We start from the raw sequence: 25062 nt of genomic DNA, 5'->3' as shown, positions 1-25062 counted from the left end.
AATGCTAATTCATATGGATATTCCATGTGGATTAGCATTTTTTTACAGATTGAGCATCCATTACTAAACGGATACCCCGTACCAAACTACTTTTGCAATTATCTCAAAGTTATTCTGATTATTGAACGGCACTACATAATCGTAAAAGTTTTCATTTGTTGACTCGGGACTTAACACAATCACTTCTTGCTGTTCAATTTTTCTGTAACGTCTGACAGCGTATTCATTGTCAACACAGTAAACAGCAATATCTCCGTCTTTTATGTCATCTTGCTCAATTATTTTTGCTACGAGTGGAGAACCATCGGGAAAAAGTAAATTCATACTATCTCCTATTACTTTGAACGCTACCAGGTTCTCGTCTTGCGCGTATTTCCCTAAAAAACTAGTTGGTAGTTTAATAAGTTCTGCATCATCGCATTCTATTCCATCTGTATGAGAAAGTACACTGGCTTTAATTGAAGGCATACATCCTAAGGCTACTGTTTTAGCTAGGGGGAAAGAGTTCCCTTTAAAGAAATATTCCATCGGAACTTCAAAGTAATTCGCCAATTGTTGTAATGCCCCCGCCCTCGGAAATTTATTGCCCTTTTCCCATTCCGAAATCGTGGCTTGACTCATTCCTATTGCGTCTGCAAGTTCTACCATTGTTATTCTATTTCTATCTCTTAATCGTTTCAACCGTCTGGAAAATAGGTCTTGTACAAAATTGTTCATGAATAGGACCTCCATTTACATCTCATACTAATTGTACATCATTTTGGAAGTGATCTTAATTTAATTCCGGAAATATAGCTTGTAGTAACTATTCCCACGACACTTGTCTTTTTATATCACTTTTAGTAATATATAATCAGTATAGAAAGGGTGAACTATGTGACATCTGAAAATGAAGTGCCATTTTACCTAATTCAAACACTTCATTCCTTACGACTGAAATATGGGATGAATTCTCCTGAACTCGCAGAAAAAATTGGTGTTAGTACAACTACATACGAAGCATGGGAAGAAGATTCTTCTAACATTTCATTTACTCAAATATTGAAATTGGAAGAAGTATTTCAAATGCCTTCGAAATATATTTTTTTCGGGAAAGATATTACTCTAAGTAATCCACGAAAGTCAAATAAATAGCTAACACAAATATTAACTGAATTGTCCCACATTAAAATTAGTCTGTCAAAGAACTACATCATGAACCTTTCCTTTTAATTAAAACGTTAAGTTGTCTTAGACTATTTCTTTAAGGGGTTGCACCATAATATGGACATTAAAAACTTTCAAGGTGACGTTAAGGTACTTATTTCAAGTATCATGCATGAACAATCGAAGCCATTTCAAACTAGCATTACAGAACTTTTAGCTTCAGCTAACGAAAATAAACTTGAAGAAGCTCTTTTAAAACAATTAGTCCCTATGTATGAACTATTAGAGATTTTAAATAAAGAAAATAAAATAAATAAACAACAGTATAACCAGCGCAGAATAGCCTTACTAAAACTTTCGCAGCTCGCAGAAGAAGTCAATATCAACCATAAAAATACCTAATAAATCTTTTTTTACAATAAATAAAGTTCACTTTTCTAGTAAATAAAAAAATGCTATTCCACATGGTGATAATCATGTGGAATAGCATTTTTTATTTTAATAGACCTGCTTTTAAATTACCATGCCAAGTAAGTAAACTTGCCATTGAATCTTTATTGATCGCACCATTGTCTTTTGCCACTTCAGCAAGTGCGCCGAAATCAGTCAGACTCTTATACGTCAATCCCGCCTTAGCAAATGTTTCATCTGCACTTTGAAGTTCATATGTAAATATCGATACAATTCCAGTCACTTCAATTCCTTCAGAGCGCAAAGCTTCAGCAGCATTTAGGCTACTACCCCCTGTAGAAATCAAGTCTTCTATAATGACCGCCTTATCTGAATCGGCAATCTTTCCTTCAATTTGACGACTACGTCCGTGTCCTTTTGCTGTTGAACGGATATAGACCATCGGCAGTCCAAGAATGTCCGCAACCCAAGCAGCGTGTGGAATTCCGGCTGTCGCCGTTCCTGCGATGACTGTTGTTTCAGGATAATTTTCACGAATCAATTCCGAAAGCCCTTGAGCTATTTTTTTACGGCCAATTGGATCTGACATCGTCAAGCGGTTGTCACAATAGATGGGGGATTCAATACCTGATGCCCATGTAAAGGGTTCGTCAGGACTTAATTCTACCGCTCCTACATTTAACAGGATTTCAGCGACTTCTTTTTTTATCATTTCTATTTTGTCCCCTTCCAAAGTTCATTTATTTGTTCATAAGCCGCCCTTGGATCAGTCGCACCCGTAATCGCTCTACCTACGACGATATGGGTTGAACCGGCGAGACGCGCTTCATCGGGCGTTGCAATTCTTTTCTGATCATGTGCTCCGCCATCTGAAAGACGTATGCCTGGCGTGACTTTGAAGAACTTTTCTCCGCAAACATTCGCAATGGCTGTTGCCTCATGGACCGAACAAACGACACCATCGAGTCCTGCCGATTTTGACAGTTTTGCATAGTGGGAAACAGAATCTTCTAGTGAGACATGAATCAACTGCTCTTCACGAACTTGCCGCTCATCCGTTGAAGTAAGTTGTGTTACACCAATTAATGAAGGACGTGCTATCCCTGAAGGGGTCCCCTTATCAAGACCTTCAAGTGCCGCTTCCATCATTGCCTTGCCGCCAGCAACATGAACGTTTAACAGGTCAACGCCGAATCCAGCAAGCACTTCCATCGCAGACTTTACTGTATTTGGAATATCATGCAGTTTCAAATCTAAGAACACATCATATCCCAGTTCTTTTAAGCGAGCCACAACTGCAGGACCTTCTTTATAATAAAGCTGCATGCCCACTTTCACATTGATGTCTCCGTCAAATGCTCGGAGAAATTCAAACGTTCTTTCGGACGAATCAAAATCAAGTGCAATAATTGGGGATGATTTCATAGACGGTGGCTCCTTCCGATCAGCTCTGAAATATGACCTATTCCTAGCTCATCTAGCTTAGCAGGCAATTGCTCTATGATTTGCGGACAAACGAATGGATTGACGAAGTTCGCTGTGCCTACCGCTACGGCACTTGCACCCGCAGACATAAAGTCGATAATGTCAGCCGTTTCCGTGACACCGCCCATTCCGATTATCGGAATATTGACCGCTTTACTTACTTCATAAACCATTCGAATGGCTACCGGTTTAACTGCAGGGCCGGACAAACCGCCTGTACCGTTCGCAATAACGGGCCGACCTGTTTTCTGATCAAGACGCATACCAATCAGCGTATTGATCATCGTAATTCCATCCGCTCCTCCTGCTTCGACCGCCTGTGCAATATCCTTAATATCAGTGACATTTGGAGATAGTTTGACATAAACCGGAACTGCAGATACTTCTTTAACCGCTCTTGTCAGTTCTCTTGCAATTTCTGGATCTGTTCCAAAAGTGATGCCACCCGCCTTAACGTTTGGACAAGAAATATTGAGTTCAAGCGCTTTGACGTTCGGCGCCTGGGATACAGCTTTCGCTACTTCCACATAATCAGCCGTTTCTGTGCCTGCAACGTTTGCGATAATTGGAACATCAAACTGCTCCAACCATGGTAATTCGCCTTCTAAAACACCCTTCAATCCCGGATTTTGCAATCCAATTGCATTCAACATACCAGATGCTGTTTCAGCTACACGCGGCGTTGGATTACCGAGCCTTGTTTCAAGTGTAGTTGCTTTGATCATAATCGCACCAAGTATTGACAAATCATATAGCTGACCATACTCTTTACCAAACCCGAAACAACCGGAAGCAGGCATAATTGGATTTTTTAACGACAAACCTGGTAATTCAATAGATAATCGATTCATATTGCCACCACCCCTGCCGGGAAAACAGGACCATCTGAACATACTTTAATATATGCTTTTTCGGACCCTTCCGTTGTTTGACAAACACATGCGAAACAGGCTCCAATGCCGCAACCCATTCGCTGCTCGAATGATAGAAATCCTTTTTTCCCTACATACATCTTTTGCACTGCTTCAAGCATCGGCATTGGACCGCAGCTGTAATACGTCGAGAACTCATTATCAAGTTCTGACATAACATTTGTTACAAATCCTGCCGTTCCCTGTGAGCCGTCAACAGTCACGATATGTGTTTCACCAAGCTGGTTGAATTCCTCTTCATAGAATACAACGTCCTTTGATTGGAAACCTAAGACGTGCGTGCATTTCACACCTTCAGCTGTTAATTGTTTCGATAGCTCATATAACGGAGGTACACCTATTCCTCCCCCGATTAAAATAGCTGTCTCACCAGACGCCGTTTCTTTGACTGGAAAACCGTTGCCTAGAGGACCGAGTACATCAATTTTATCATCAGTTCGTTTCTCTGAAAGAATTGTAGTCCCACGGCCTTCAGCGCGATAAATAATGGTCATTTCCCCAGCAATGTGGTCTATGGAAGCGATTGAGATTGGACGTCTTAACAGTGGTTCAAATGAATCAGATACTCGAATGTGAACAAACTGGCCCGGGGAAGAAATTTCCCCGACCAACTTACCTTTTAACGTCATTTCAAATATATTATGAGCTATTTGTCGTTGTGAAGTTACCGTCATTCGATCTTGTAAGATCATATAGTCTCCTCCACTTTCCCCATTTCCTCAGTTTGGAATGTCATCGATTCAATGACACGCAACATTGCATCTGCTGTATCAAGTGAAGTGAAACAAGGAATTCCATTTTCAACTGATTCGCGGCGAATTCTAAAGCCATCACGTGCGGGCTGTTTCCCTTTAGTCAGTGTATTGATAATAATTTGAGCTTTTCCTTTTTGAATAACATCCAGAAGCGTTGGTCCTTCTGAACCGATTTTCCCAATTGTTTTCACTTGGATCCCTGCGTTTTCTAAAACAGAAGCTGTACCTGACGTTGCCAAGATACGATAACCTATATCCGTAAAGCGCTTCGCTATGCTGACTATCTCTTCTTTATCTTTGTCCGAAACAGTCATTATAACGGAACCATATTCTTTTATTTCCATTCCTGCCGCAACAAGACCTTTGTACAAGGCTTTTTCAAGTGTAATGTCTTTACCCATAACTTCTCCAGTTGACTTCATTTCAGGTCCGAGTGTGATATCAACACGGCGTAATTTCGCAAACGAGAAGACGGGTACTTTGACGTAGACGCCTGACGGTGCCGGAGCAAGTCCATCTTTATAACCTTGTTCGATAATTGATTGGCCCAGAATTGCTTTTGTTGCAATGTTAGCCATCGGAATGTTTGTAATTTTACTTAGGAAAGGAACCGTTCGGCTTGACCGTGGATTCACTTCAATTACGTATACTTGCCCTTCCGATATAACGAACTGGATATTGAGAAGTCCAATTATTCCAAGCCCTTTTGCAAGGCGAGTCGTATAATCAGCAATTGTTTCTAGCTGAGAAGCCGATAAGTTTTGCGGCGGGAATACGGCAATCGAGTCACCGGAGTGAACGCCTGCACGTTCAATATGTTCCATAATACCTGGAATTAGTACATTTTCTCCGTCACATATTCCGTCGACTTCAATTTCAGTTCCTGTCAAGTAGCGATCGACGAGTACGGGATGGTCAGGACTCGCTTCAACAGCATGCTCCATGTAATAAAGCAGTTCCTCTTCGTGGTAAACAATCTCCATCGCACGTCCTCCTAAAACATAGGAAGGCCTTACGAGTACGGGATAACCGATTTCATTTGCAATCGCGACAGCTTCCGGTACAGAGACAGCTGTTTTTCCAAGTGGCTGCGGAATTCCAATTTCACGCAATGCACTTTCAAACTTATTACGGTTTTCCGCACGGTCCGTATTTTCCAACGAAGTTCCTAAGATTTTCACTCCGCGTGCTTCAAGGCCAGCTGCCAAGTTGATAGCTGTTTGTCCACCGAATTGTACGATGACTCCTTCAGGCTGCTCAAGATCAACGATGTGCATTACATCTTCGATTGTCAGTGGCTCAAAGTATAATTTGTCCGAAATCGAAAAGTCTGTCGACACCGTTTCGGGATTGTTGTTAATAATGATTGCTTCATAGCCCGCTTCTTGAATTGCCCAAACAGAGTGGACCGTTGCATAATCGAACTCGACACCTTGTCCAATACGAATCGGGCCCGACCCGAGAACTATGACACTCTTTTTATCCGATTTAATCGATTCATTTTCATCCTCGTACGTGCCGTAAAAATAGGGCGTATCCGATTCAAATTCGCCAGCACAAGTATCGACTTTTTTATAAACTGGAATAAGGCCATGCTCTTTCCGCCAGTCGTATACTACTCGCTCGTCTGTGTTCCACAGTTCTGCAATCGTTACATCTGAGAAGCCCATACGTTTTGCTGTACGTAAAGTTTCATAATGGAAAGGATTTCCCTTTACTTCGACTTCAAATTGCACGATTTTTTGAAACTTGCGAAGGAAGAATGGGTCAATTTGACTCCACTCGTTAATCGTTTCAACTGTAGCGCCCCTACGGAATGCTTCGCCGATGAAGAACAAACGCTCATCACCCGCACGACGAATTCGTTTTTCAATCCACTCGTCAGTCATCGTCGTTCCATTTTTCAATGATAAGCCGAATTGGCCAGTTTCTAGCGAGCGAACTGCTTTTAAGATTGATTCTTCGAATGTACGACCAATTGCCATTACTTCGCCAGTCGCTTTCATTTGCGTGCCTAGGTTCCGTTTAGCAGATTCGAATTTATCAAACGGCCAGCGTGGAATTTTTGTCACGATGTAATCGAGCGTTGGTTCGAAACATGCGTATGTCGTCCCTGTTACTGGATTCATCATTTCGTCGAGCGTGAGTCCAACCGCGATTTTTGCTGCGATTTTTGCGATTGGATAGCCCGTCGCTTTAGACGCTAGCGCAGAAGAACGGCTAACGCGAGGATTCACTTCAATAATGTAATAGTTGAAGCTAAATGGATCGAGTGCAAGTTGGACATTACATCCGCCTTCGATTTTCAGCGCTCGAACAATTTTCAATGACACATTGCGCAGCATCTGATTTTCTCGATCTGTCAATGTTTGAAGTGGAGCTGCAACAATTGAATCACCTGTGTGAATCCCAACAGCATCTACGTTCTCCATATTACAAACAATAATTGCATTGTCCGCAGAATCTCGTACCACTTCATATTCAATTTCCTTGTAGCCTGCAATAGACTTCTCTAACAAACATTGCGTAACTGGACTGTATTTTAAGCCGCCTGTGACGATTTCATCGAGATCTGAATCGTTATAACAGATTCCTCCGCCAGTCCCACCCAATGTAAATGCAGGACGAACGATAACCGGATAACCGATTCTTTCAACAAGTGCATACGCCTCTTCAAGGTTGTGGATAATATCACTATCAGGTACAGGTTCACCTAATTCGTTCATCAGTGAACGGAATAAGTCACGGTCTTCTGCTTGGTGTATTGCATGAAGCTTTGTCCCGAGAATCTCAATGTCGAGTTCATCCAAAATACCTGAATCGTGTAGCTCAATCGCCATGTTAAGACCCGTTTGTCCACCTAGTGTAGGTAGAAGTGCATCCGGACGTTCTTTTCGAATAATACGGCTAACAAATTCGAGTGTAAGGGGTTCAATATATACTTTGTCTGCAATCTCCGTATCCGTCATTATCGTAGCAGGATTCGAGTTGATAAGAATAACGCGATAACCTTCTTCTTTCAATGAAAGACATGCTTGTGTTCCGGCATAGTCAAATTCCGCCGCCTGTCCGATAACAATGGGACCTGATCCAATTACTAATATAGTTTCAATATCTGTACGTTTAGGCATTGAAATTCTCCTTTCGGCTGCTCGTATTCATTAATTCCATAAATCTGTCAAAAAGATGTTTTGAGTCTTCCGGTCCTGGTGATGCTTCTGGATGAAACTGAACGGAAAATGCAGCGTATTTTGTGCTTTTCACGCCTTCAACAGATGAATCATTAAGTGCTCTATGTGTCACTTCAAGACCAGTACCCACGAGTGATTTTTCATCTACTGCATAGCCATGACTTTGAGATGTCAGTTCTGTACGACCCGTCGTTAAATCTTTTACTGGGTGATTGCCACCCATATGGCTGTTTTTCAATTTCACTGTCTGTGCTCCGCAAGCTATGGAAAACAGCTGATGACCAAGGCCGATCCCGAAGATTGGGGCTTTTCCTAACAAATCTCTAATTGTTTCAACCGTGCCCTCTACATCTTCCGGATTACCTGGCCCGTTTGACAACACAATACCATCTGGTGATAAAGCAAGGATTTCTTTTGTCGAAGTGTTATAAGGTACTACAATCACGTCGCAATCTCTATCGTTTAATTCACGTAAAATACCATGTTTCATGCCGTAATCGATTAGGATAACACGCTCTCCACGGCCAGGGCTTGGATACGGTTTCTTCGTTGAAACGCGGGCAACTAGATCTGTAGGCAAAGTATAAGATACGGCTTGCTCAACCATTTCTTGCACGTTCACTTGTTCCCCAGCAGCTGTCAAAATACCTTTTAGTGACCCTTTGTCTCGCAACAGCCTTGTTAATTTACGAGTATCGATACCTTGGATTCCAGGAATACCTTTCATCGTCAGCAGTTCGCAAAGTGTCATGATACTGCGGAAGTTAGACGGTTCTTCTGCCAGTTCACGGACAACTACGCCGCTTGCCGCCAGTTCAATTGACTCGTAATCGTCTCGGTTAATACCGTAATTACCGATAAGTGGGTAAGTCATAACAATAATTTGTCCTGCACCTGATGGGTTCGATATGGTTTCTTGATAACCTGTCATTCCTGTTGTGAATACTGTTTCACCGATTGAGGCTGCATCGGAACCAAAAGCAGTTCCTTCAAAAATTGTACCGTCTTCTAAAATTAGCATTCTTTTTTTCATCATTGTCCATCCTCCCAGACTACTTTTCCACCGAATATTGTTTTCACTGGCCATCCTGTACATGTCCAACCGTCAAATGGCGTGTTCTTGCCATTTGAGACAAATGTCGTCCGGTCTATTTTTTCTTCTTTATTCAAATCGAGGAACACTAGATCTGCAGTAGCGCCGACTTCGATTTTCCCATATGGCAACCCGAATACATCAGCGGGTTTTTTTGTCATCCAATCGATGAGTTGTTGCAATGTCCATATTCCTTCTTTAACAAAGTTCGTATAAAGAAGCGGGAAAGCTGTTTCAAACCCTGTAATGCCGAATGGTGCTTTTGCAAAGCCTGCTGCTTTTTCTTCAGCAGTATGTGGTGCATGATCTGTTGCGATGAAATCGAGCGTGCCATCAAGCAATCCTTCTCGCAATGCGATTAGATCCTCTTTTCCACGTAGCGGTGGATTCATTTTCCAATCTGCGTTATCTCCTGGAATATCGTCTTCTGATAGAAGAAGGTGATGCGGACTTACTTCTGCAGTAACATGTATACCTGCTTTTTTCGCATCACGTATAACCCTAACTGATTCTTTCGTACTAACATGACAAACATGATAATGAGCGCCTGCCGCTTCAGCCAGTAAAATATCCCGCGCGATATGGACCGATTCCGCTATTGAAGGGATGCCAGGGAGACCGAGCTCCTTATTGCGTTTCCCCTCATGCATTGCGCCTCCGTAGATGAGCGTATTGTCTTCACAGTGAGCAACAATTGCCATTCCGATTTCGGCAGCATCTTGCATTGCTTCATACATCATTCCTGCCTGTTGCACCCCAACACCGTCATCTGTGAATGCAAATGCGCCATACTCTTTCAATTCCGCAAGATTCGTGCGTTCTTTTCCGGCTTCCCGAATTGTAATGGAAGCGTATGGAAGGACTCGAATTAGTGATTTCTGAGCTATCAACTCATTGACGAAAGTCAGATTTTCTTTTGTATCCGGAACCGGCCTAGTATTCGGCATTGCACAGATTGTCGTGTAACCGCCTTTTGCTGCTGCTAGCGTACCACTTTCAATTGTCTCTTTATGCTCCCCGCCTGGTTCCCGTAGATGCACGTGGACATCAATGAATCCTGGTGCTAGTAAAAGTCCTTGTCCATCGATGATTTGTGCACTCCCGGCATTTAGCTCCTGACCTATTTCCGAGATTTTATCATCTGTCATTTTTACATCTGTCGTAATAAGTTTTCCGTCTTCGTTAAGCATCTGAATCCCTTTAATCAGTTTCTCCATGTTAATTCCTCCCTTTCAAAACTATCTCCAACACAGCCATACGTATGTAAACACCATTTTCCATCTGTTTAAAGATCCTAGATTGGTTGCATTCAATAAGTGATTCTGAGATTTCTACTCCTCTGTTGAAAGGTCCTGGATGCATGATGATGGCATTTTCCTTCATCATCTTCGCACGAGCTTCTGTCAAACCATATCGTTCATGGTAACTTTCTTCAGTAAAGATTGAGCCTACTCCATGCCTTTCATGCTGAACACGCAGAAGCATGACCACGTCACTCGTACTAATTACTTCGTCCCACGAATCAACGCTCTCAAATTCTCCTGCCCATTTAGCTGGGCAAAGGAAAGTCACATTGGCTCCGAGTTTTGTCAATGCATCTGCATTGGATCGAGCAACCCGGCTATGTGTAATATCCCCTGCAATTAGAACATTCAGACCTTTAAACGAACCGAACTCTTCCTTGATTGTGAACAAATCCAACAATGACTGCGTCGGGTGCTGACCTGCCCCATCTCCGCCATTTATAATGGATACATTCGTTCTGCCAACCAATTGCTTATAGTATCCGTCTTCAGGATGACGGATAACAAGTGCATCCACACCGATTGCTTCAAGCGTTTTCACCGTGTCATAAAGAGTTTCACCTTTTAGTGTGCTTGAGAAATTTGATTCGAATGGCAGTACTCCAAGGTTAAGTTTTTGTTCGGCCATTTCAAAACTCATTTTTGTCCGCGTACTAGGTTCAAAAAACAAGTTACTGACAAAGTATTTCCCGGGCAATTCCCGTGCTCCAAGTTTTTTAAATGTATCTGCACGATCAAGGATAGTCATGATTTCAGCTTCACTCAGATCTTTCATGGATAGAAGATGTTGCATTCAGTTTATCCCCCTTTTATTGGTAAGCGACTAAACTCTATATCAGGATTTTTTAAAAAACGAGCCTTCCCGATAAACGGAAAGGCTCGTTAAGTATGACTATCCTCATCCTTCACTCAGATGGGCGTCTACGAACCTTTTCCTGACTCTCGGGCAGTGTTAAAAGGTTTTCTATTTAGTTTTATCGTCCATGCTATCATTCGTTCGGCCTGGTAGCACTAAGTTGAGCAGTACACCTACAATTGCTGCAAGTGCCATTCCTTCAATTTGAAACGTATCATTGAATTTAACGGATGCTCCTCCAATACCAATTATGAGAATAACAGAAGCAATTACCAAGTTTCGCTGATTTCCGAAATCGATTTTATGATCCACTAGCATGCGTAAGCCAGACGAAGCGATAATTCCGAATAGGAGAATTGAAACCCCGCCGAGTACTGCTGCAGGAATTGTAGCGATTAACGCCATAACTTTACCTAGGAATGAGAAAGCTATTGCGAAAACTGCTGCTCCTAAAATTACATATACACTGTAGACACGTGTCAGTGCTAGAACACCGATATTTTCACCGTAAGTTGTCTTTGGTGGACCTCCGACAAAGCCGCTTATTAGCGTTCCCAGTCCATCACCCAGTAAGGAGCGATTCAATCCCGGATTTTTTATATAATCTCTTCCAACAATTCTACCGAGAACGAGCTGATGGCCAATATGTTCTGATATCGTTACGATTGCAATTGGCACCATCAGAGCTAACAGCGTGGGCGTAATGATGAATTCGTAATCTACTCCGGGTATAAGCATTTCTGGAAATTCAAACCATTTTGCTTCCAAAACTGCTGTAAAATCCAATATCCCGATGAATGCCGAGTAAATGTATCCTACTATGATGCCGATAAGTATTGGCATCAAACTAACAATTCCCTTAAAGAACATGATGCAGATTATTGCAGCTGCAAGTGTCACAATTGCCGCGGAAAAATGAAGCAGGTTGTATACCTTTTCATCCCCGACCTGAATCGTACTTGCCATGCTAACTGCAGTCGATGATAGTGCAAGTCCTATAACGATGATGACTGGTGCCACTACAATTGGAGGTAAAACTTTCATAATCCAAACATAGCCTGTTTTCCATATTAGCAGTGAAATGATACCGTAGACCAAAGCGACAAACATACTTCCAATCATCGCGCTACCAATGCCACCTGTTTGGGTCGCTACTTGAATCGGGATGATAAAAGCGAATGATGAGCCTAAGTACGCCGGGACTTGGAATCGTGTAACAATGATGAAAACGATTGTCGCAATCCCGCTTGTTAGGAGAGCAATTGCTGGACTTAACCCCACTAGTTGAGGAACTAGTATTGTCGCTCCAAACATAGCAAACATATGTTGTAAACTAAGAATAATCCACCTGGCAGTTGCTGGTTTTTCATGGACATCTAAAACTTTTTCGTTCATAGTCATTTTCCCCCGTACGATGTACTTTATTTACTTTCTAGTCTTCGGGAGATATTCCCAATCGCTTTTATTTAGAATGAATCGAAACGCTATCTTTGCCGTCGGTCTCTTGTACACTGACCACGACCTGCTCATCGTTCGATGTAGGGATATTTTTCCCTACAAAGTCGGGTCGAATCGGCAATTCACGATGGCCTCGGTCGACAAGTACTGCAAGTTGAATTGTCGCTGGTCTACCTAAGTCCATAACTGCGTCCATCGCCGCACGAACCGTTCTGCCCGTGTATAAGACGTCATCCACTAGGATCACTTTCTTATTTGTCACATCATGCTCAATGTCGACTTGCTGCACGAGAGGTTCGTTGTTGCTATGTTTAAGCATTAAATCGTCTCGATATAATGTAATATCAAGTTCACCCGTTTTAATTGGCTTTCCTTCAATAAGCTCGATTTTCTCTGCAAGTCTCTTGGCGAGGTATGCACCACGCGTCTTGATGCCGACAAGAATACATTCATCAATTCCTTTGTTGCGTTCGATAATTTCATGAGCAATTCTCGTAACTGCCCTGCCAATTGCTTGTTCATCAAGAATATTTGCTTTTTCTGCCATTTGAACATCCTCCATTTCCCAATTTTCACTGTCGATTGTCGATTATAATACCATCCTGAAGCCAAGAGGGTTAAGTGGTTTCTTTTTTTTATAAAAAAACCCTCCCAGCCAAGGACGGCGGGAGGGTATACGTGCAGAAATAAATGTACATAGAAACTGCGCGCAGCAGTTTGATTGTACTTCCGTGCAACCTTCCCAGCCTCTCTGGACTGATGTTAAAGGTATCGCTATTCAATTGCTTCATTCAGTATACAATTCACTCTTCTGTCTTGTCAACACTTTTTCTGACTTTATCAACTAATTCTTTAAAGTCTTCTGGCAGAGGACTGTTAAACTCCAAATACTCGTCAGTTACAGGGTGCTTAAAGCCAACTGTACCTGCATGCAATACTTGTCCATTAAACTCAAGTGTTTTTTTAGGTCCGTATTTCGGATCTCCGACGAGTGGATAACCGATGTATTTCATATGAACTCGGATTTGATGCGTACGTCCCGTTTCCAATTTACATTCGACTAATGTGAAATCACCAAATCGTTCAAGTACTTTAAAATGCGTTACGGCATGTCTTCCTTTATCGATAATCCCCATGCTTTGACGCTCGCGTGGGTCACGGCCAATCGGAGCATCAATCGTTCCATTATCATGAGGTATATGACCATGGACAAGTGCAGTGTATACACGCGTTACTGTCCGTTTAACAAGCTGGTCGACCAATGATACGTGCGCTTTATCATTTTTTGCGACCATCAACAGGCCTGAAGTATCCTTATCAATTCTGTGGACAATACCTGGACGGAGCACACCATTTATACCTGAGAGATCCGTACAATGATGCATTAGTCCATTAACAACTGTTCCTGACGGATGACCCGGCGCCGGATGGACAACCATTCCGCGCGGTTTGTTGACAACGAGGACATCTTTATCTTCATAGACAATATCAAGACTGAGGTTTTCTGCAACGACGTCGAGTTCTTCCGGTTCAGGTTCATCCACCGTTACCGTATCCCCTAGTTTTACTTTATAATTTGGTTTTACTTGCGTACCGTCTACAAGAACAAAGCCATCTTTCAGCCATGTTTGAATTTGTGTACGTGACCATTCTGGGTTGACTTCCGACAACGCTTTGTCAATACGACTTCCCTTGTGTTCTTCAGTTATTTCGATTTCAATTATTTCCATACCTACACCTTTTTCTTGTTCTTTTTTTCATCCATAATTATATGAATGATGATGATAACCACGCCGACTGTCAATGCCGCATCCGCCACGTTAAAAATGGGGAAATCATAATTGATAACCGGAATCATGACATCGACGAAATCGACAACTTCCTTGCGCCATAGACGATCAATGAAATTCCCAATTGCCCCGCCAAGCAAAAACATTAGACCAATACCAAAGAGCGGTTGACCTTTCGCTTCTTTATGAAAGTAATAAATGATGCCGCCTGCAACTACTACTGTGACAATATAAAATAACCACATTTGACCTTCGAGCATTCCCCATGCCGCTCCCCTGTTGCGGTGAGATAAAAGCCCCAAATAAGGTTCTGCAATACTGATTTTTTCACCAAGTTCCATATTTTTAACGACAAGCCATTTAGTAATCTGATCTAAAACTATGACCAATGCCGCCAATCCGTAATAAATGAACAATCCAAATACCCCCGTCCGACAGATTACGTACTATTTTACCACATAGACACCTATATGAGCGCGTTTCAACGCTAAAAAAAGCCGCTGCAGCAAGCTTAATAAAAAGACTGCAGCGGCGGCTTTCAATTTAACCCGTCTTACGAATAATGCTCTATCACGACTTCTGCACAACGCGTACATAGTGTTGGATGTGTTTCGTCAGTTCCGATTGTTTCGGAAATTGTCCAGCAACGTTCACATTTTTCACCATCTGCCTTTTCAACAAGAACACTTACCGTATCCAGTTTCAAAGTACCTTCAGGCATGTTTGTAATATCACCTTCAGCAAATTGCGATACGATGAAGAATTGTGCGAAATCGATATCGTCCGCCGCGAATACATCTTTCAGGTTTTCAGGGACAGCAACCGTTACTTTCGCTTCAAGCGACTTCCCGATCACTTTATCATTCCGCGCTTCTTCAAGCGCCTTCAGAACATTATCCCGGACAAGCATCAAGGTAACAAAACGCTCACGCAATGCTTGTGCTGTTTCCCCAAGATCTTTCGCGTCAGGCATATCTGTAAGCTGAATACTTTCTTCCTTCTTATGTTCAACAAATGCCCACAGCTCATCTGTCGTATGCGGAATAATTGGTGTCAATAATTTCAACAGCGAAATCAAGGTTTCATACATTACTGTTTGCATTGCCCGACGATGTGGATGATCTGCACCTTCGATATATACAACATCTTTCGCAATATCAAGGTAGAACGAGCTCAATTCACCCGTACAGAAGTTATTTACTGCATGATATACATTTGCAAATTCGTAATTATCATATGCTTCACGTACTTCTTTAATCATATCCTGCAACTTCACATAAACAAATTTGTCTACTGTACGCAGATTTTCAAATGCGACTGAGTCAGTTGCCGGATTAAAGTCCGATGTATTCCCGTGAAGGAAACGGAGTGTATTACGAATTTTTCTATATACTTCAGAAACTTGTTTGAAATTTGAATCCGACACTCTGACGTCCGCTGTATAGTCAACAGAAGATACCCATAGACGAAGAATATCTGCACCCAGCTGATTCATCACTTTCGCAGGAACGATGACGTTACCGATTGATTTACTCATTTTACGTCCTTCGCCATCCAGTGTGAAACCATGGCTTAGCACGCCCTTATAAGGCGCATGGCCATTAATCGCAACACTCGTCGTAAGAGATGAATTAAACCATCCACGATATTGGTCAGATCCTTCAAGATAGAGATCAGCCGGATAGACAAGATCATCTCGTTCTACAAGTACACCCTGATGCGTCGAGCCTGAATCGAACCAGACGTCCATGATGTCTGTCTCTTTTGTGAATAGACCGTTTGGACTTCCAACATGTGTGAAACCTTCTGGAAGTAAATCTTTTGCATCGCGTTCGAACCAGATGTTAGACCCGTTTTCACGGAACAATTCTGAAACGTTGGCAATTGTTTCATCCGTAATGATTGGTTCTCCATTTTCAGCATAAAATACTGGAATTGGTACTCCCCATACACGCTGACGTGAAATACACCAGTCGCCGCGGTCGCGAACCATATTATACAGTCTCGTTTCACCCCATGATGGTGTGAATTTCGTATTTTTTATTGCGTCAAGCAATTCTGAACGGAACGATTCAATTGAAGCAAACCATTGTGAAGTCGCTCGATAAATTACCGGTTTTTTCGTACGCCAGTCATGTGGGTACGAGTGAGTGATAAATGATAACTTTTGAAGTGAGCCCACTTCTTTGAGCGCTTCAGTAACTGCTTTGTTTGCATCTTCATAAAAGAGCCCTTCAAAGCCAGGTGCCTCGTCCGTCATAACGCCACGGTCATCAATTGGTGAAAGCGCATCAATTCCGTATGACTTAGAAACATAGAAGTCATCTTCCCCGTGACCCGGTGCTGTATGGACACACCCCGTACCAGCTTCAGCTGTGACGTGTTCACCGAGCATGATAAGTGAGTCGCGATCATACAATGGGTGTTTGGCAATGACACGGTCTAGCTCAATACCTTTTAGTTCACGTTCAACCGCATAATCTTCCCATCCGAGCTCTTCAGCTACAAATGTAAGTAAGTCTTTAGCGATTAGGAATTTTCCTTCTCCTGTTTTAACAATGACGTATATAAATTCAGGATGGACAGAAATTCCCAGGTTTGCAGGAATCGTCCACGGAGTCGTCGTCCAGATTAAGAAATTAACATCTTCATCAATCACACCAAGTCCATCTTTAACAGGGAAACTAACATAAATAGATGGAGATTTCTTGTCTTGGTATTCGATTTCTGCTTCAGCTAGTGCAGATTCACTCGAAGGAGACCAGTAAACCGGTTTTAGTCCTTTATAGATATAACCTTTTTTCGCCATTTCTCCAAAAACTTGAATTTGACGCGCTTCAAATGATGGCTTCAGCGTGATATATGGGTTATCCCAATCGCCCCTAACACCAATCCGTTTAAACTGGCTACGTTGGCTGTCAATCTGACTAAGTGCATATTCTTCACACATCTTGCGGAATTCAGCTACAGTCATTTCTTTTCTCTTTACACCTTTGTTAACTAATGCCTGCTCAATCGGTAGTCCATGTGTATCCCAACCTGGAACGTATGGAGCATGGAATCCTGACATTGACTTGTGGCGGACAATCATGTCCTTCAACACTTTGTTCAAAGCATGGCCCATATGGAGATCGCCATTTGCATATGGAGGACCGTCATGTAAAACAAAAAACGGGCGCCCCTCAGTTCGTTGTTGTACTTTTTTATAGATGTCCATCTCTGCCCATTTCTCTTGCATTAAAGGCTCTTTGTTAGGTAAGTTTCCTCGCATTGGGAACTCTGTTTTCGGCATAAGAAGTGTATCTTTATATTCCATATTGTTTTCCTCCTTTAAAATTGAAAAGCGTAATCAGTTCGCACATTTAAAAAGCGCAGAGTACCCAGAATCCAAGTTTAGCCAACGACTTTCGTAGATTATCCTTTGGCGAAAAATTTCATGATTTTCCGAGCAACAAAAAAAATCCCCACCCCTAAAAAGGGACGAAGAATTAATCTCGCGTTACCACCCTACTTGCAGCAAACAGATTTGCTACCACTCAGACACCATAACGGGGTGTGTCCGGGATTACGTAAATCATTCCATAATCCGGCTCAAGAGTGATCTTCATTTCCAATTTGTTGACCGGGCTTCCACCATCCCCGGCTCGCTGTACACAATTTCGGAAAGTACTTTCTCCTTCAACGCCTGTTCTAAATATATGCATATAATTATATGTGTGCATTAAGACCAAAGTCAAGTTTACTTACGAATCTAGGTCAGCAACCATTTCTAAGCGTTCTGCGTCGATTTCATATTCTAGCAAAACATCCCAGTCATCTGACTGGATAAGGTCAAGTTGCGCTTCAATAAGCATTTTAAACCGCGCACGGAAAACCTTGGATTGTTTTTTAAGATCTTCTACTTCCACAGAAATCTGACGTGCACGTGAAAGTGCTTCATTAACGATTCGATCCGCATTTTTTTCAGCTTCTTTGATTATCAATTTCGATTCTTTCATTGAGTTACGTCGTACATCCTCCGCAGCTTCTTGGGCGATAAGAATTGACTTATGAAGCGTTTGTTCAATTGTGTTAAAGTGGGAAACTTGTTCCGTTGATTGTTGTAAACTGGCTTGTAATGTTTTGTTTTCCGCAAGAACGTTTTCATAGTCTTTCATGATTTGTTCCAGGAATTCGTTTACCTCATCTTCATTATATCCACGGAACTTGCTTGCAAACTCTTTATTATGTATATCAAGTGGTGATAAAGCCATTTAAAGCATCTCCCTTTTAACGTATTCATTCTCTATTATACATGTTGGAACATCAGATGACAGTTCTTTTTTTAAACTATTGTCTGATAAAGTGAAACTTCAATTAACAGAGAATTTTCATTCCATTGATTGTAAAAGAACTCAGATTACGAACGCCGCGTGATGGTTAAGTCTTAAAGTAGGAGGCATACTGCCCGTTAATGAAGAATAATTCATTCTAACTTCCCAACGACGAGTCTGATTTTATCTTTGCGGGTTCTTCCTTCAATTGCAATCACTTTAAAACGACCTGAACCTCTAATTGATATCATATCCGATTCTTGTAGTTCAAAAGTGGGTTGATCACGTATAGCCCAGTTCACTTTCACTTTTCCACTATGTATAAGTGAAGCAGCTTTCGGGCGTGCAACATTCAATAGAGCAGCCGTTACAACATCGAGTCTTAAGGAGCTGACAATATACATTTCCTCTGTCCATGTATCTGTCGTGTCTATCCAATCTTCAGAATTATGACTTTTTTCAACCGTCACTTTCGCTTTTCCAATCGATATAAAGTTCGCAGTCATATAATCATTTAACTCGTCCACAACCGCAAACTGTACCTCATCATTATCCACTCGAATGTCTCCAAACTTCGAACGATCAATGCCTAATGACATCATCGAACCAAGAATATCCTTATGATCTAGGGACAGAAACTTTGAAGCGTATTTGACATTGAACATGGCGATACGATAATCATCCATTTCAGGTACAAAATAATCAGGGTAAATAAGTACTCTTCTACGTTCCGCATCAGGAAATGCGCCACTCGATCCGACAACTAAACTAGAACTTCCCGCGAGCGATTCAACAATACGTAGCTGCCTTGGATCTAAGAATCCTGTTAATTTAGGTGAATACGTATCCTCCACTTCACGAATCCAGCCTATTGCCGTTTCGATGAAAGGTTGTTCGTCTTTTCTAAAGTGTTGCAATATTGTTTCCATTTGTTTCTCTCCTTATAAAAAATCCTCACATAAGTGAGGATAACATAATCATTTTATATACTTCAAAAATCCCCTTTGAGATTAAGCTCAAAGCGAATAAACCTACGATTGGTGAAATATCAATCATACCTAGTGGTGGAATGAACTTTCTGAAAAAACCTAAATAAGGCTCTGCAATCTTTTCAAGCATTTTACCAAACTTAGTTTCACGTGAAGCTGGTACCCAAGACATAAGGATATATATAATAAGTAGTATTGAGTAAATTTGAATTAGCCATGCTATACCTCTATAAAGTAATGTTATGATCTCTGCCATTCTATTCCGTACACCTCATTCAATTTCTATCTTTCAAAATAATCGGATATTGCGCCATCAACTTCTACATTTTCAGGAACGCATAGGAAAATATCCGTCCCAATCCGTTGAATGTCTCCGCCTATTGCATAAACTGTACCGCTCAAGAAATCGACAATTCGAATTCCCTGGTCCCGTTCGATTCGCTGTAAATTCACTACAACAGCGCGTTTATTTTTCAAGTGTTCGGATATATCTTGGGCTTCTGCATAAACACGTGGTTCGATAAGAACGACTTTTGAAGACTTCTGGAGACTTTGCAAACTGACGACCGTAGCAGATTGCTGTGGTTCTCCGGTTGTTTGTTTTCGGGCAGGTACTCTGCGAGGTTGCTCTTGTACTGGTCGCTGTTCTTCACGAATCGGTTGTTCTTTAATGTCGCTTTCTTCATCTTCCAGATAAAACCACTTCTCAAATTTGTTTTTGATGCTCATGTTTCTCCCCCGCTTTCTGCTCCGACTAGTGCGGTACCGATTCTAACATGGGTTGCCCCTTCTTCAATAGCGACTGTGAAATCGTTCGACATTCCCATTGATAGTTGAGTACAAGGTGCATGTGTCAGTTCTTTAACCGAGATGCTGTCTCTGAGTTCCCTTAATGAACGGAAAACTGTACGGATTGCATTCATATCCTCAGTGAATGGAGCCATTGTCATAAGGCCTATAATTCGGATTTTATCAAAAGCCGCAGCTTCATCAATGAAGCTTTCAAGCTCATCTGGCATGACACCAGATTTTGTTGTTTCACCAGAGACATTCACTTGAATAAAACACTCGATTGTATGGTTTGCACGCTTTTGAATCTCTTTTAGTAAACTAAGTCTGTCTACTGAATGTAGGTAATCAATCTTGTTTATGATATCTTTTACTTTTCGACTTTGAACATTACCAATAAAATGCCATATCGCATCATTTTGAATTGTTACCTGCTTCTCAAGAAGAACTTCGGGACGATTTTCACCCAGATGTTGAATACCTGTTTCCAAAATTTCAGAGGTTTTTGCTACCGAAACTTCCTTTGTGACGGCAACGACCGTTATTTCCGACCTTTTTCGACCTGCTCGATCACACGTAATTTGTATAATTTGTTCAATTTCTTCTATCCGACTTTGAAGGTTTTCCATTATTATCACTACTTTTCATATATCTTTCATTTCATTGTACCAACCTAGCCCGTACATATCAATTATAAATCATTTTCCTGATACCTTTTTACCTACAAGTACGATATCTTTTCCTATTGTTGTAATGTCTTTTAGATTGACACTTTTAGTATCTTTGTCTTTTCCTTCAAAAAAACTGCTTCGATCTCCACCTCCGACAAGCAATGTTTCGACTTTTCCCGTAACAATATCAATTGTGGCATCTTGAACAAAACCTAGGAACGAACCCTTAGTTGCATCAATAACCTCTTTTTTTTGCATTTCTGAAAACTTCATAAAACCCCTCCTATGATTGAATATATGCACACGAACAAAAAAATAACGCAATGCAATCGCTGCATTGCGTTACTATTATCAATTTTGTTCCATTCCTTCTCGTATCGTTTTAACTGCACTCTTCTCTAATCTTGATATTTGCGCTTGAGAAATGCCCAGTTCTTTTGCAATTTCCGTCTGCGTCTGTCCCAAATAAAATCGTTTGGATAGGATGGATTGCTGCCTCTCATCCATTGATGATACCGTTTCTTTTACAGATACATATGTCAACCACCGCTCTTCTGACACGGTTTTGTCTTGTATCTGATCCATCATGAACACGGGATCCCCACTGTCTCCATTCATAGGTTCATGAAGTGACATGGGATCTTGAATTGCGTCTAGTGCAAATAATATATCGTCCGCAGGAATCCCGGTTGCTTCTGACAAATCTGAAATTCGCGGTTCTCTTTGATTGTCGTTAATGAATTGTTCTTTGGCTCTGATGGCCTTATATGCAATGTCTCGTAGTGATCTTGATACCCGTATTGAATGATGGTCACGCAAATGTCTTTTTATTTCTCCGATAATCATTGGGACTGCGTAAGTTGAAAATCTGACGTTATGTTTCAAATCAAAGTTGTCAATCGATTTAAGTAAGCCAATGCAGCCGACTTGAAATAAATCATCCGCCTGTTCTCCCCTGTACGCGAACCTCTGAACTAAGCTAAGGACAAGACGCAAATTACCAATAACAAGTTCTTCTCTTGCTGAATGATCTCCACTTTGAAGCCTGACAAACGTTGCTTTCATCACATCATTTGTTAGTAATGGCAATTCGGACGTATCAATTCCACAAATTTCTACTCTAGTACGTACCATTCGCTTTTCCTCCGCATTCTGTAGATGACTGTACAAGATAGTCTGTCCGCAGTTGTCCAGAATATGCGGGAATCCGCTTCGCCAATTTCAACCATTATGCAATGGGTTGATTTAAACTTTCACGTAATTCCGAGATTATTTTCTTTTCAAGTCGGGAAATATAAGATTGTGAAATCCCAAGCAGTTCTGCAACTTCTTTTTGTGTCATTTCCACTTGTCCCGTCAAGCCAAATCGGCATTCCATAATATAGCGCTCCCGTTCGTCAAGGCTCGTAATCGCTTCAATCATGTGTTGGCGTTCTATTTTCTTTTCTACGTCATCAATGATAATGTGCTCATCTGTGCCGAGTATATCCGACAATAGCAATTCATTTCCGTCCGCATCAGAATTGAGTGGCTCATCAAAAGATATTTCTGACCGCGTCTTATTCGTTTTACGGAGATGCATTAAAATTTCGTTTTCAATACAACGAGATGCGTAAGTAGCCAATTTGATATTTTTGTCAGTTTTAAATGTTTCAATCGCTTTTATAAGTCCGATCGCACCGATGCTGATAAGATCCTCGATATGTGTGTTGGTGTTATCAAAGCGACGTGCAATGTAGACAACGAGGCGAAGGTTTTTTTCTATAAGCCTATCACGCGCGTTCATATCGCCTTCCATGAATGCTTTGATTGTTTCAGCTTCTTCTTCCCGTGTTAATGGCTTTGGAAGAGATTCGTGTCCTCCAATATAGTATGTGCCATTTTTCTTTTTAAAAAAACTGGCAATAACCGACATCCACTTCTTTAGTTCATGTAGCATAAGCAGTTCCCCTTTCCCCATTTAATATATCCATTGCGGATACGTGCAAAATAGCCTCAGCACCATCAGGATAACGGCGGTCATTTTTAGTCACGACTATATAACCTGGTTGCATTGTATCTTCATCACCAAGCACCCATCGATCGAACTTGAAGCCGACAGCCCAGGACTGTCCCTGAAGAGTGACCAAACGTATTAACCGTATTTGTTTTTGATAAGCTTTCGGAAATGCAGACATTGAGGGTGTACTTTGTGGATCCCAAGCAAGAAGCGGTTCTAGTAGATCTTTCGGAATATGTCTTTCAAGCACTTTAAATGATACAAAGTGAACTGGAGCTCCGGACAACGGCTCAGTACAACCGTTCCCTGAATCGATGAACACATCAATTTCAATATTTGCATTCCATATGTTCAATATGGATGACTTACGAAGCTCCGATACATGGCGAGCAGTTCTGACATCTAGCCACTTCTTTTTCATGAAGTATAGGGAGACATATGCCACAATCGCATAAGTTAGAACGTTTATTGAAGAACTGAACATGTTGATGCGATAGTGAAAAGCGGTAAGTAAACCACCTGCAAATACTGCACCGATTAAAACCATAACCGAGGACTTTTTCCAAATGCCAAAGTTTCTTCCAAATGCACAGAAAGTCATACAAATAAAGGAAAAAATTAAAGTGACGATTGAAGATGGCAAGATGGTGACAGCCAAAGCACCTACAAAAGCGGCTAACACTAGTCTTCTGCGAGCGGCTTGGACGTTTCCTGCTTTGTTAGCGAATGAAAGGATAGCATAATTGAACAGCATATTCACTCCGACAATGAGTTCTCCGTACATAAACCGCCCTCCCTGAAAACAACGATATCATCTATGCCATGAAATGTTTGTCGGAACGAGGGTTAAGTAAAAAAAAGAAATCGACAGAATTCGATTTCGGTTTTCGGTACATATGGTTGTTTACTGAATAACTGGGTTCTTTGTCAAATGACGTTGGTGAAGTATTTTAGCCGCCTATAATTGATTTTTTTTGTCGCCGGACTGTCCAGAAAGTCAGTAAAACTGATTTTTTGCGGCAATCCTTTATTATATAGGTTTCCAAATATCTCGTTGCTTTCCGTTCCAGATGGACGCTTTCCGCGGGCACGGCTTCAGCCGCCGGAGTCGCCATCTTGCACTCCAAGCAACTAAAATTGCACTTTAAAATTAGATATATGTATACATAAATTGCCCAATCCCATAAAATGCTCGACAGTTAGATTGTGCTGCTTTAGAGCGTGATCGTTTTTGTTCGCTATGTTTATCAGATGGTTTAAACTTAAGTGTAAAATAATACGGTTTTTGTAATTCTGGAGATTCCTGTATGCATATGCGACACGATTCAATACTTTAATTTTATTGTTAACCCCTTCAATCCTTCCGGTATTGTAAGGGTAAATAAAGATGTTTTCGGAGTGCAATCTTTAACGTCTATTGCCAGGGATTGTTCTTTTTCAAAAGTAAATAGGTTGGATTTACACCCGTAATCGGTAAAGTAATTCGAGACAATTGAGTCCCATTTTTATATACTTTTCCTTTAAAAGTCCCTTCTTTTATGAACTTTTCTTCAAAAGTGATGTTTGAGTCTTGAATATCGAGTAGGGATTTAAAATATTAGTGTATGACAAGTGAGTTCCCTCCTGGATGATGGCTTTAGTCGACTTTAATGCTACAAGGAATCTTACTTGTTCTCTATTTATATTGAACTTACGTTCCCCACACTTTTAGCTGATTGGAGTGCAGAGCGGCGACTCCGGTGGGATTAGCGTGACAGGTGAGACCCCGCAGGAGCACGGTTTTCGCGACGAGGAGGCTCACCGCACGCCCCACGGAACGCGTCCGCTCGGAACGGAAATCAGCGTGTAGTAGGATTCTTTAGTTCAATTTACATTTATAA

26 protein-coding genes and 1 other annotated feature are annotated in these 25062 nt (G+C 41.4%); of the genes, 2 read left to right on the top strand and 24 right to left on the bottom strand.

Annotated features, from left to right (window positions below; translation table 11 throughout):
• Positions 1–63: 63 nt before the first annotated feature.
• The gene (locus tag AC1TO4_RS01910; protein WP_482103918.1) at positions 64–717 is read right to left on the bottom strand and encodes an XRE family transcriptional regulator; all 654 of its coding nucleotides are present in this window, start codon (positions 715–717) and stop codon (positions 64–66) included.
• A 159-nt stretch (positions 718–876) separates the two neighbouring features.
• On the opposite strand from AC1TO4_RS01910, the gene AC1TO4_RS01905 reads away from it, so the two are divergent.
• Positions 877–1134, top strand: coding sequence for a helix-turn-helix transcriptional regulator (locus tag AC1TO4_RS01905; RefSeq protein ID WP_482103917.1), 258 nt, complete (start codon positions 877–879; stop codon positions 1132–1134).
• Between the two features lie 129 nt (positions 1135–1263).
• A complete protein-coding gene (locus AC1TO4_RS01900) occupies positions 1264–1548 on the top strand; it encodes a hypothetical protein (protein ID WP_482103916.1) in 285 nt (94 codons plus the stop codon).
• A 91-nt stretch (positions 1549–1639) separates the two neighbouring features.
• Here the strand turns inward: AC1TO4_RS01900 and pyrE are convergent, their stop codons facing one another.
• From pyrE to AC1TO4_RS01785, 23 genes are all read right to left on the bottom strand, one after another.
• Positions 1640–2269 (bottom strand): orotate phosphoribosyltransferase, encoded by a 630-nt coding sequence (pyrE, locus tag AC1TO4_RS01895; protein ID WP_482103915.1) that lies wholly within the window; start codon positions 2267–2269, stop codon positions 1640–1642.
• A 2-nt stretch (positions 2270–2271) separates the two neighbouring features.
• Positions 2272–2982 (bottom strand): orotidine-5'-phosphate decarboxylase, encoded by a 711-nt coding sequence (gene pyrF, locus AC1TO4_RS01890; protein WP_482103914.1) that lies wholly within the window; start codon positions 2980–2982, stop codon positions 2272–2274.
• The gene (locus AC1TO4_RS01885; protein WP_482103913.1) at positions 2979–3893 is read right to left on the bottom strand and encodes a dihydroorotate dehydrogenase; all 915 of its coding nucleotides are present in this window, start codon (positions 3891–3893) and stop codon (positions 2979–2981) included. Before AC1TO4_RS01885 ends, pyrF begins: the two co-directional genes overlap by 4 nt.
• Positions 3890–4666 (bottom strand): dihydroorotate dehydrogenase electron transfer subunit, encoded by a 777-nt coding sequence (locus AC1TO4_RS01880; protein WP_482103912.1) that lies wholly within the window; start codon positions 4664–4666, stop codon positions 3890–3892. The genes AC1TO4_RS01885 and AC1TO4_RS01880 overlap by 4 nt, the downstream gene beginning before the upstream one ends.
• Positions 4663–7860 carry a carbamoyl-phosphate synthase large subunit gene (gene carB / locus AC1TO4_RS01875; protein ID WP_482103911.1) on the bottom strand — a complete coding sequence of 1066 codons (3198 nt, stop codon included), beginning with the start codon at positions 7858–7860 and terminating at the stop codon, positions 4663–4665. Before carB ends, AC1TO4_RS01880 begins: the two co-directional genes overlap by 4 nt.
• A complete protein-coding gene (locus AC1TO4_RS01870; RefSeq protein WP_482104039.1) occupies positions 7853–8953 on the bottom strand; it encodes a carbamoyl phosphate synthase small subunit in 1101 nt (366 codons plus the stop codon). Before AC1TO4_RS01870 ends, carB begins: the two co-directional genes overlap by 8 nt.
• Positions 8953–10230 (bottom strand): dihydroorotase, encoded by a 1278-nt coding sequence (locus AC1TO4_RS01865; RefSeq protein ID WP_482103910.1) that lies wholly within the window; start codon positions 10228–10230, stop codon positions 8953–8955. Before AC1TO4_RS01865 ends, AC1TO4_RS01870 begins: the two co-directional genes overlap by 1 nt.
• A gap of 1 nt (position 10231) precedes the next feature.
• Positions 10232–11110, bottom strand: coding sequence for an aspartate carbamoyltransferase catalytic subunit (locus AC1TO4_RS01860; RefSeq protein ID WP_482103909.1), 879 nt, complete (start codon positions 11108–11110; stop codon positions 10232–10234).
• Positions 11111–11281: 171 nt separating this feature from the next.
• Positions 11282–12568 (bottom strand): solute carrier family 23 protein, encoded by a 1287-nt coding sequence (locus tag AC1TO4_RS01855; RefSeq protein WP_482100377.1) that lies wholly within the window; start codon positions 12566–12568, stop codon positions 11282–11284.
• Positions 12569–12635: 67 nt separating this feature from the next.
• A complete protein-coding gene (pyrR, locus tag AC1TO4_RS01850) occupies positions 12636–13178 on the bottom strand; it encodes a bifunctional pyr operon transcriptional regulator/uracil phosphoribosyltransferase PyrR (RefSeq protein ID WP_482100376.1) in 543 nt (180 codons plus the stop codon).
• A 256-nt stretch (positions 13179–13434) separates the two neighbouring features.
• Entirely contained in the window at positions 13435–14361 is a 927-nt protein-coding gene (locus AC1TO4_RS01845; protein WP_482103908.1) for an RluA family pseudouridine synthase, read from the bottom strand.
• Between the two features lie 2 nt (positions 14362–14363).
• On the bottom strand, positions 14364–14837 hold the full coding sequence (lspA, locus tag AC1TO4_RS01840) for a signal peptidase II (RefSeq protein ID WP_482100374.1): 474 nt from the start codon (positions 14835–14837) through the stop codon (positions 14364–14366).
• Between the two features lie 137 nt (positions 14838–14974).
• Positions 14975–17737, bottom strand: a complete 2763-nt coding sequence (ileS, locus tag AC1TO4_RS01835) for an isoleucine--tRNA ligase (protein ID WP_482103907.1) — start codon at positions 17735–17737, stop codon at positions 14975–14977.
• A 157-nt stretch (positions 17738–17894) separates the two neighbouring features.
• Positions 17895–18112 (bottom strand) — a binding site (T-box leader).
• 52 nt (positions 18113–18164) lie between these two features.
• A complete protein-coding gene (locus AC1TO4_RS01830) occupies positions 18165–18674 on the bottom strand; it encodes a DivIVA domain-containing protein (RefSeq protein WP_482100372.1) in 510 nt (169 codons plus the stop codon).
• Between the two features lie 212 nt (positions 18675–18886).
• On the bottom strand, positions 18887–19663 hold the full coding sequence (locus tag AC1TO4_RS01825) for a YlmH family RNA-binding protein (protein ID WP_482103906.1): 777 nt from the start codon (positions 19661–19663) through the stop codon (positions 18887–18889).
• 25 nt (positions 19664–19688) lie between these two features.
• Positions 19689–19979, bottom strand: a complete 291-nt coding sequence (locus AC1TO4_RS01820; RefSeq protein ID WP_482103905.1) for a YggT family protein — start codon at positions 19977–19979, stop codon at positions 19689–19691.
• A gap of 26 nt (positions 19980–20005) precedes the next feature.
• Entirely contained in the window at positions 20006–20452 is a 447-nt protein-coding gene (locus AC1TO4_RS01815) for a cell division protein SepF (protein WP_482103904.1), read from the bottom strand.
• Positions 20449–21141, bottom strand: coding sequence for a YggS family pyridoxal phosphate-dependent enzyme (locus AC1TO4_RS01810; protein ID WP_482103903.1), 693 nt, complete (start codon positions 21139–21141; stop codon positions 20449–20451). The genes AC1TO4_RS01815 and AC1TO4_RS01810 overlap by 4 nt, the downstream gene beginning before the upstream one ends.
• 69 nt (positions 21142–21210) lie before the next feature.
• Positions 21211–21456 (bottom strand): PRC-barrel domain-containing protein, encoded by a 246-nt coding sequence (locus tag AC1TO4_RS01805; RefSeq protein ID WP_482103902.1) that lies wholly within the window; start codon positions 21454–21456, stop codon positions 21211–21213.
• A gap of 78 nt (positions 21457–21534) precedes the next feature.
• The gene (gene sigG, locus AC1TO4_RS01800; protein ID WP_482100366.1) at positions 21535–22317 is read right to left on the bottom strand and encodes an RNA polymerase sporulation sigma factor SigG; all 783 of its coding nucleotides are present in this window, start codon (positions 22315–22317) and stop codon (positions 21535–21537) included.
• Between the two features lie 94 nt (positions 22318–22411).
• Entirely contained in the window at positions 22412–23122 is a 711-nt protein-coding gene (gene sigE / locus AC1TO4_RS01795; protein ID WP_482100365.1) for an RNA polymerase sporulation sigma factor SigE, read from the bottom strand.
• Complete coding sequence (locus AC1TO4_RS01790; RefSeq protein WP_482100364.1) at positions 23112–23966, bottom strand: sigma-E processing peptidase SpoIIGA; 855 nt, start codon at positions 23964–23966, stop codon at positions 23112–23114. Before AC1TO4_RS01790 ends, sigE begins: the two co-directional genes overlap by 11 nt.
• Before the next feature lie 347 nt (positions 23967–24313).
• Positions 24314–24586, bottom strand: a complete 273-nt coding sequence (locus AC1TO4_RS01785) for a transposase (protein WP_482103901.1) — start codon at positions 24584–24586, stop codon at positions 24314–24316.
• Between the last annotated feature and the right edge of the window lie 476 nt (positions 24587–25062).

Source organism: Sporosarcina sp. Y838, from assembly GCF_056786515.1.
The sequence above is the reverse complement of the archived record's forward strand: the minus strand, read 5'-3'. Positions and strand labels throughout refer to the sequence as shown.

What these genes read in the sequence shown, in the direction of transcription:
- AC1TO4_RS01825 (WP_482103906.1), bottom strand. Translation starts at nt 19,663, where the DNA reads ATGGAAACAATATTGCAACACTTTAGAAAAGACGAACAACCTTTCATC.
- AC1TO4_RS01910 (WP_482103918.1), bottom strand. Translation starts at nt 717, where the DNA reads ATGAACAATTTTGTACAAGACCTATTTTCCAGACGGTTGAAACGATTA.
- AC1TO4_RS01790 (WP_482100364.1), bottom strand. Translation starts at nt 23,966, where the DNA reads ATGTACGGAGAACTCATTGTCGGAGTGAATATGCTGTTCAATTATGCT.
- AC1TO4_RS01830 (WP_482100372.1), bottom strand. Translation starts at nt 18,674, where the DNA reads ATGGCTTTATCACCACTTGATATACATAATAAAGAGTTTGCAAGCAAG.
- sigG (WP_482100366.1), bottom strand. Translation starts at nt 22,317, where the DNA reads ATGGTACGTACTAGAGTAGAAATTTGTGGAATTGATACGTCCGAATTG.
- AC1TO4_RS01820 (WP_482103905.1), bottom strand. Translation starts at nt 19,979, where the DNA reads ATGGCAGAGATCATAACATTACTTTATAGAGGTATAGCATGGCTAATT.
- AC1TO4_RS01860 (WP_482103909.1), bottom strand. Translation starts at nt 11,110, where the DNA reads ATGCAACATCTTCTATCCATGAAAGATCTGAGTGAAGCTGAAATCATG.
- AC1TO4_RS01805 (WP_482103902.1), bottom strand. Translation starts at nt 21,456, where the DNA reads ATGAAGTTTTCAGAAATGCAAAAAAAAGAGGTTATTGATGCAACTAAG.
- AC1TO4_RS01865 (WP_482103910.1), bottom strand. Translation starts at nt 10,230, where the DNA reads ATGGAGAAACTGATTAAAGGGATTCAGATGCTTAACGAAGACGGAAAA.
- ileS (WP_482103907.1), bottom strand. Translation starts at nt 17,737, where the DNA reads ATGGAATATAAAGATACACTTCTTATGCCGAAAACAGAGTTCCCAATG.
- AC1TO4_RS01870 (WP_482104039.1), bottom strand. Translation starts at nt 8,953, where the DNA reads ATGAAAAAAAGAATGCTAATTTTAGAAGACGGTACAATTTTTGAAGGA.
- AC1TO4_RS01815 (WP_482103904.1), bottom strand. Translation starts at nt 20,452, where the DNA reads ATGAGCATCAAAAACAAATTTGAGAAGTGGTTTTATCTGGAAGATGAA.
- AC1TO4_RS01900 (WP_482103916.1), top strand. Translation starts at nt 1,264, where the DNA reads ATGGACATTAAAAACTTTCAAGGTGACGTTAAGGTACTTATTTCAAGT.
- AC1TO4_RS01880 (WP_482103912.1), bottom strand. Translation starts at nt 4,666, where the DNA reads ATGATCTTACAAGATCGAATGACGGTAACTTCACAACGACAAATAGCT.
- carB (WP_482103911.1), bottom strand. Translation starts at nt 7,860, where the DNA reads ATGCCTAAACGTACAGATATTGAAACTATATTAGTAATTGGATCAGGT.
- sigE (WP_482100365.1), bottom strand. Translation starts at nt 23,122, where the DNA reads ATGCTACATGAACTAAAGAAGTGGATGTCGGTTATTGCCAGTTTTTTT.
- AC1TO4_RS01885 (WP_482103913.1), bottom strand. Translation starts at nt 3,893, where the DNA reads ATGAATCGATTATCTATTGAATTACCAGGTTTGTCGTTAAAAAATCCA.
- AC1TO4_RS01810 (WP_482103903.1), bottom strand. Translation starts at nt 21,141, where the DNA reads ATGGAAAACCTTCAAAGTCGGATAGAAGAAATTGAACAAATTATACAA.
- pyrF (WP_482103914.1), bottom strand. Translation starts at nt 2,982, where the DNA reads ATGAAATCATCCCCAATTATTGCACTTGATTTTGATTCGTCCGAAAGA.
- AC1TO4_RS01855 (WP_482100377.1), bottom strand. Translation starts at nt 12,568, where the DNA reads ATGAACGAAAAAGTTTTAGATGTCCATGAAAAACCAGCAACTGCCAGG.
- pyrR (WP_482100376.1), bottom strand. Translation starts at nt 13,178, where the DNA reads ATGGCAGAAAAAGCAAATATTCTTGATGAACAAGCAATTGGCAGGGCA.
- AC1TO4_RS01845 (WP_482103908.1), bottom strand. Translation starts at nt 14,361, where the DNA reads ATGGAAATAATTGAAATCGAAATAACTGAAGAACACAAGGGAAGTCGT.
- pyrE (WP_482103915.1), bottom strand. Translation starts at nt 2,269, where the DNA reads ATGATAAAAAAAGAAGTCGCTGAAATCCTGTTAAATGTAGGAGCGGTA.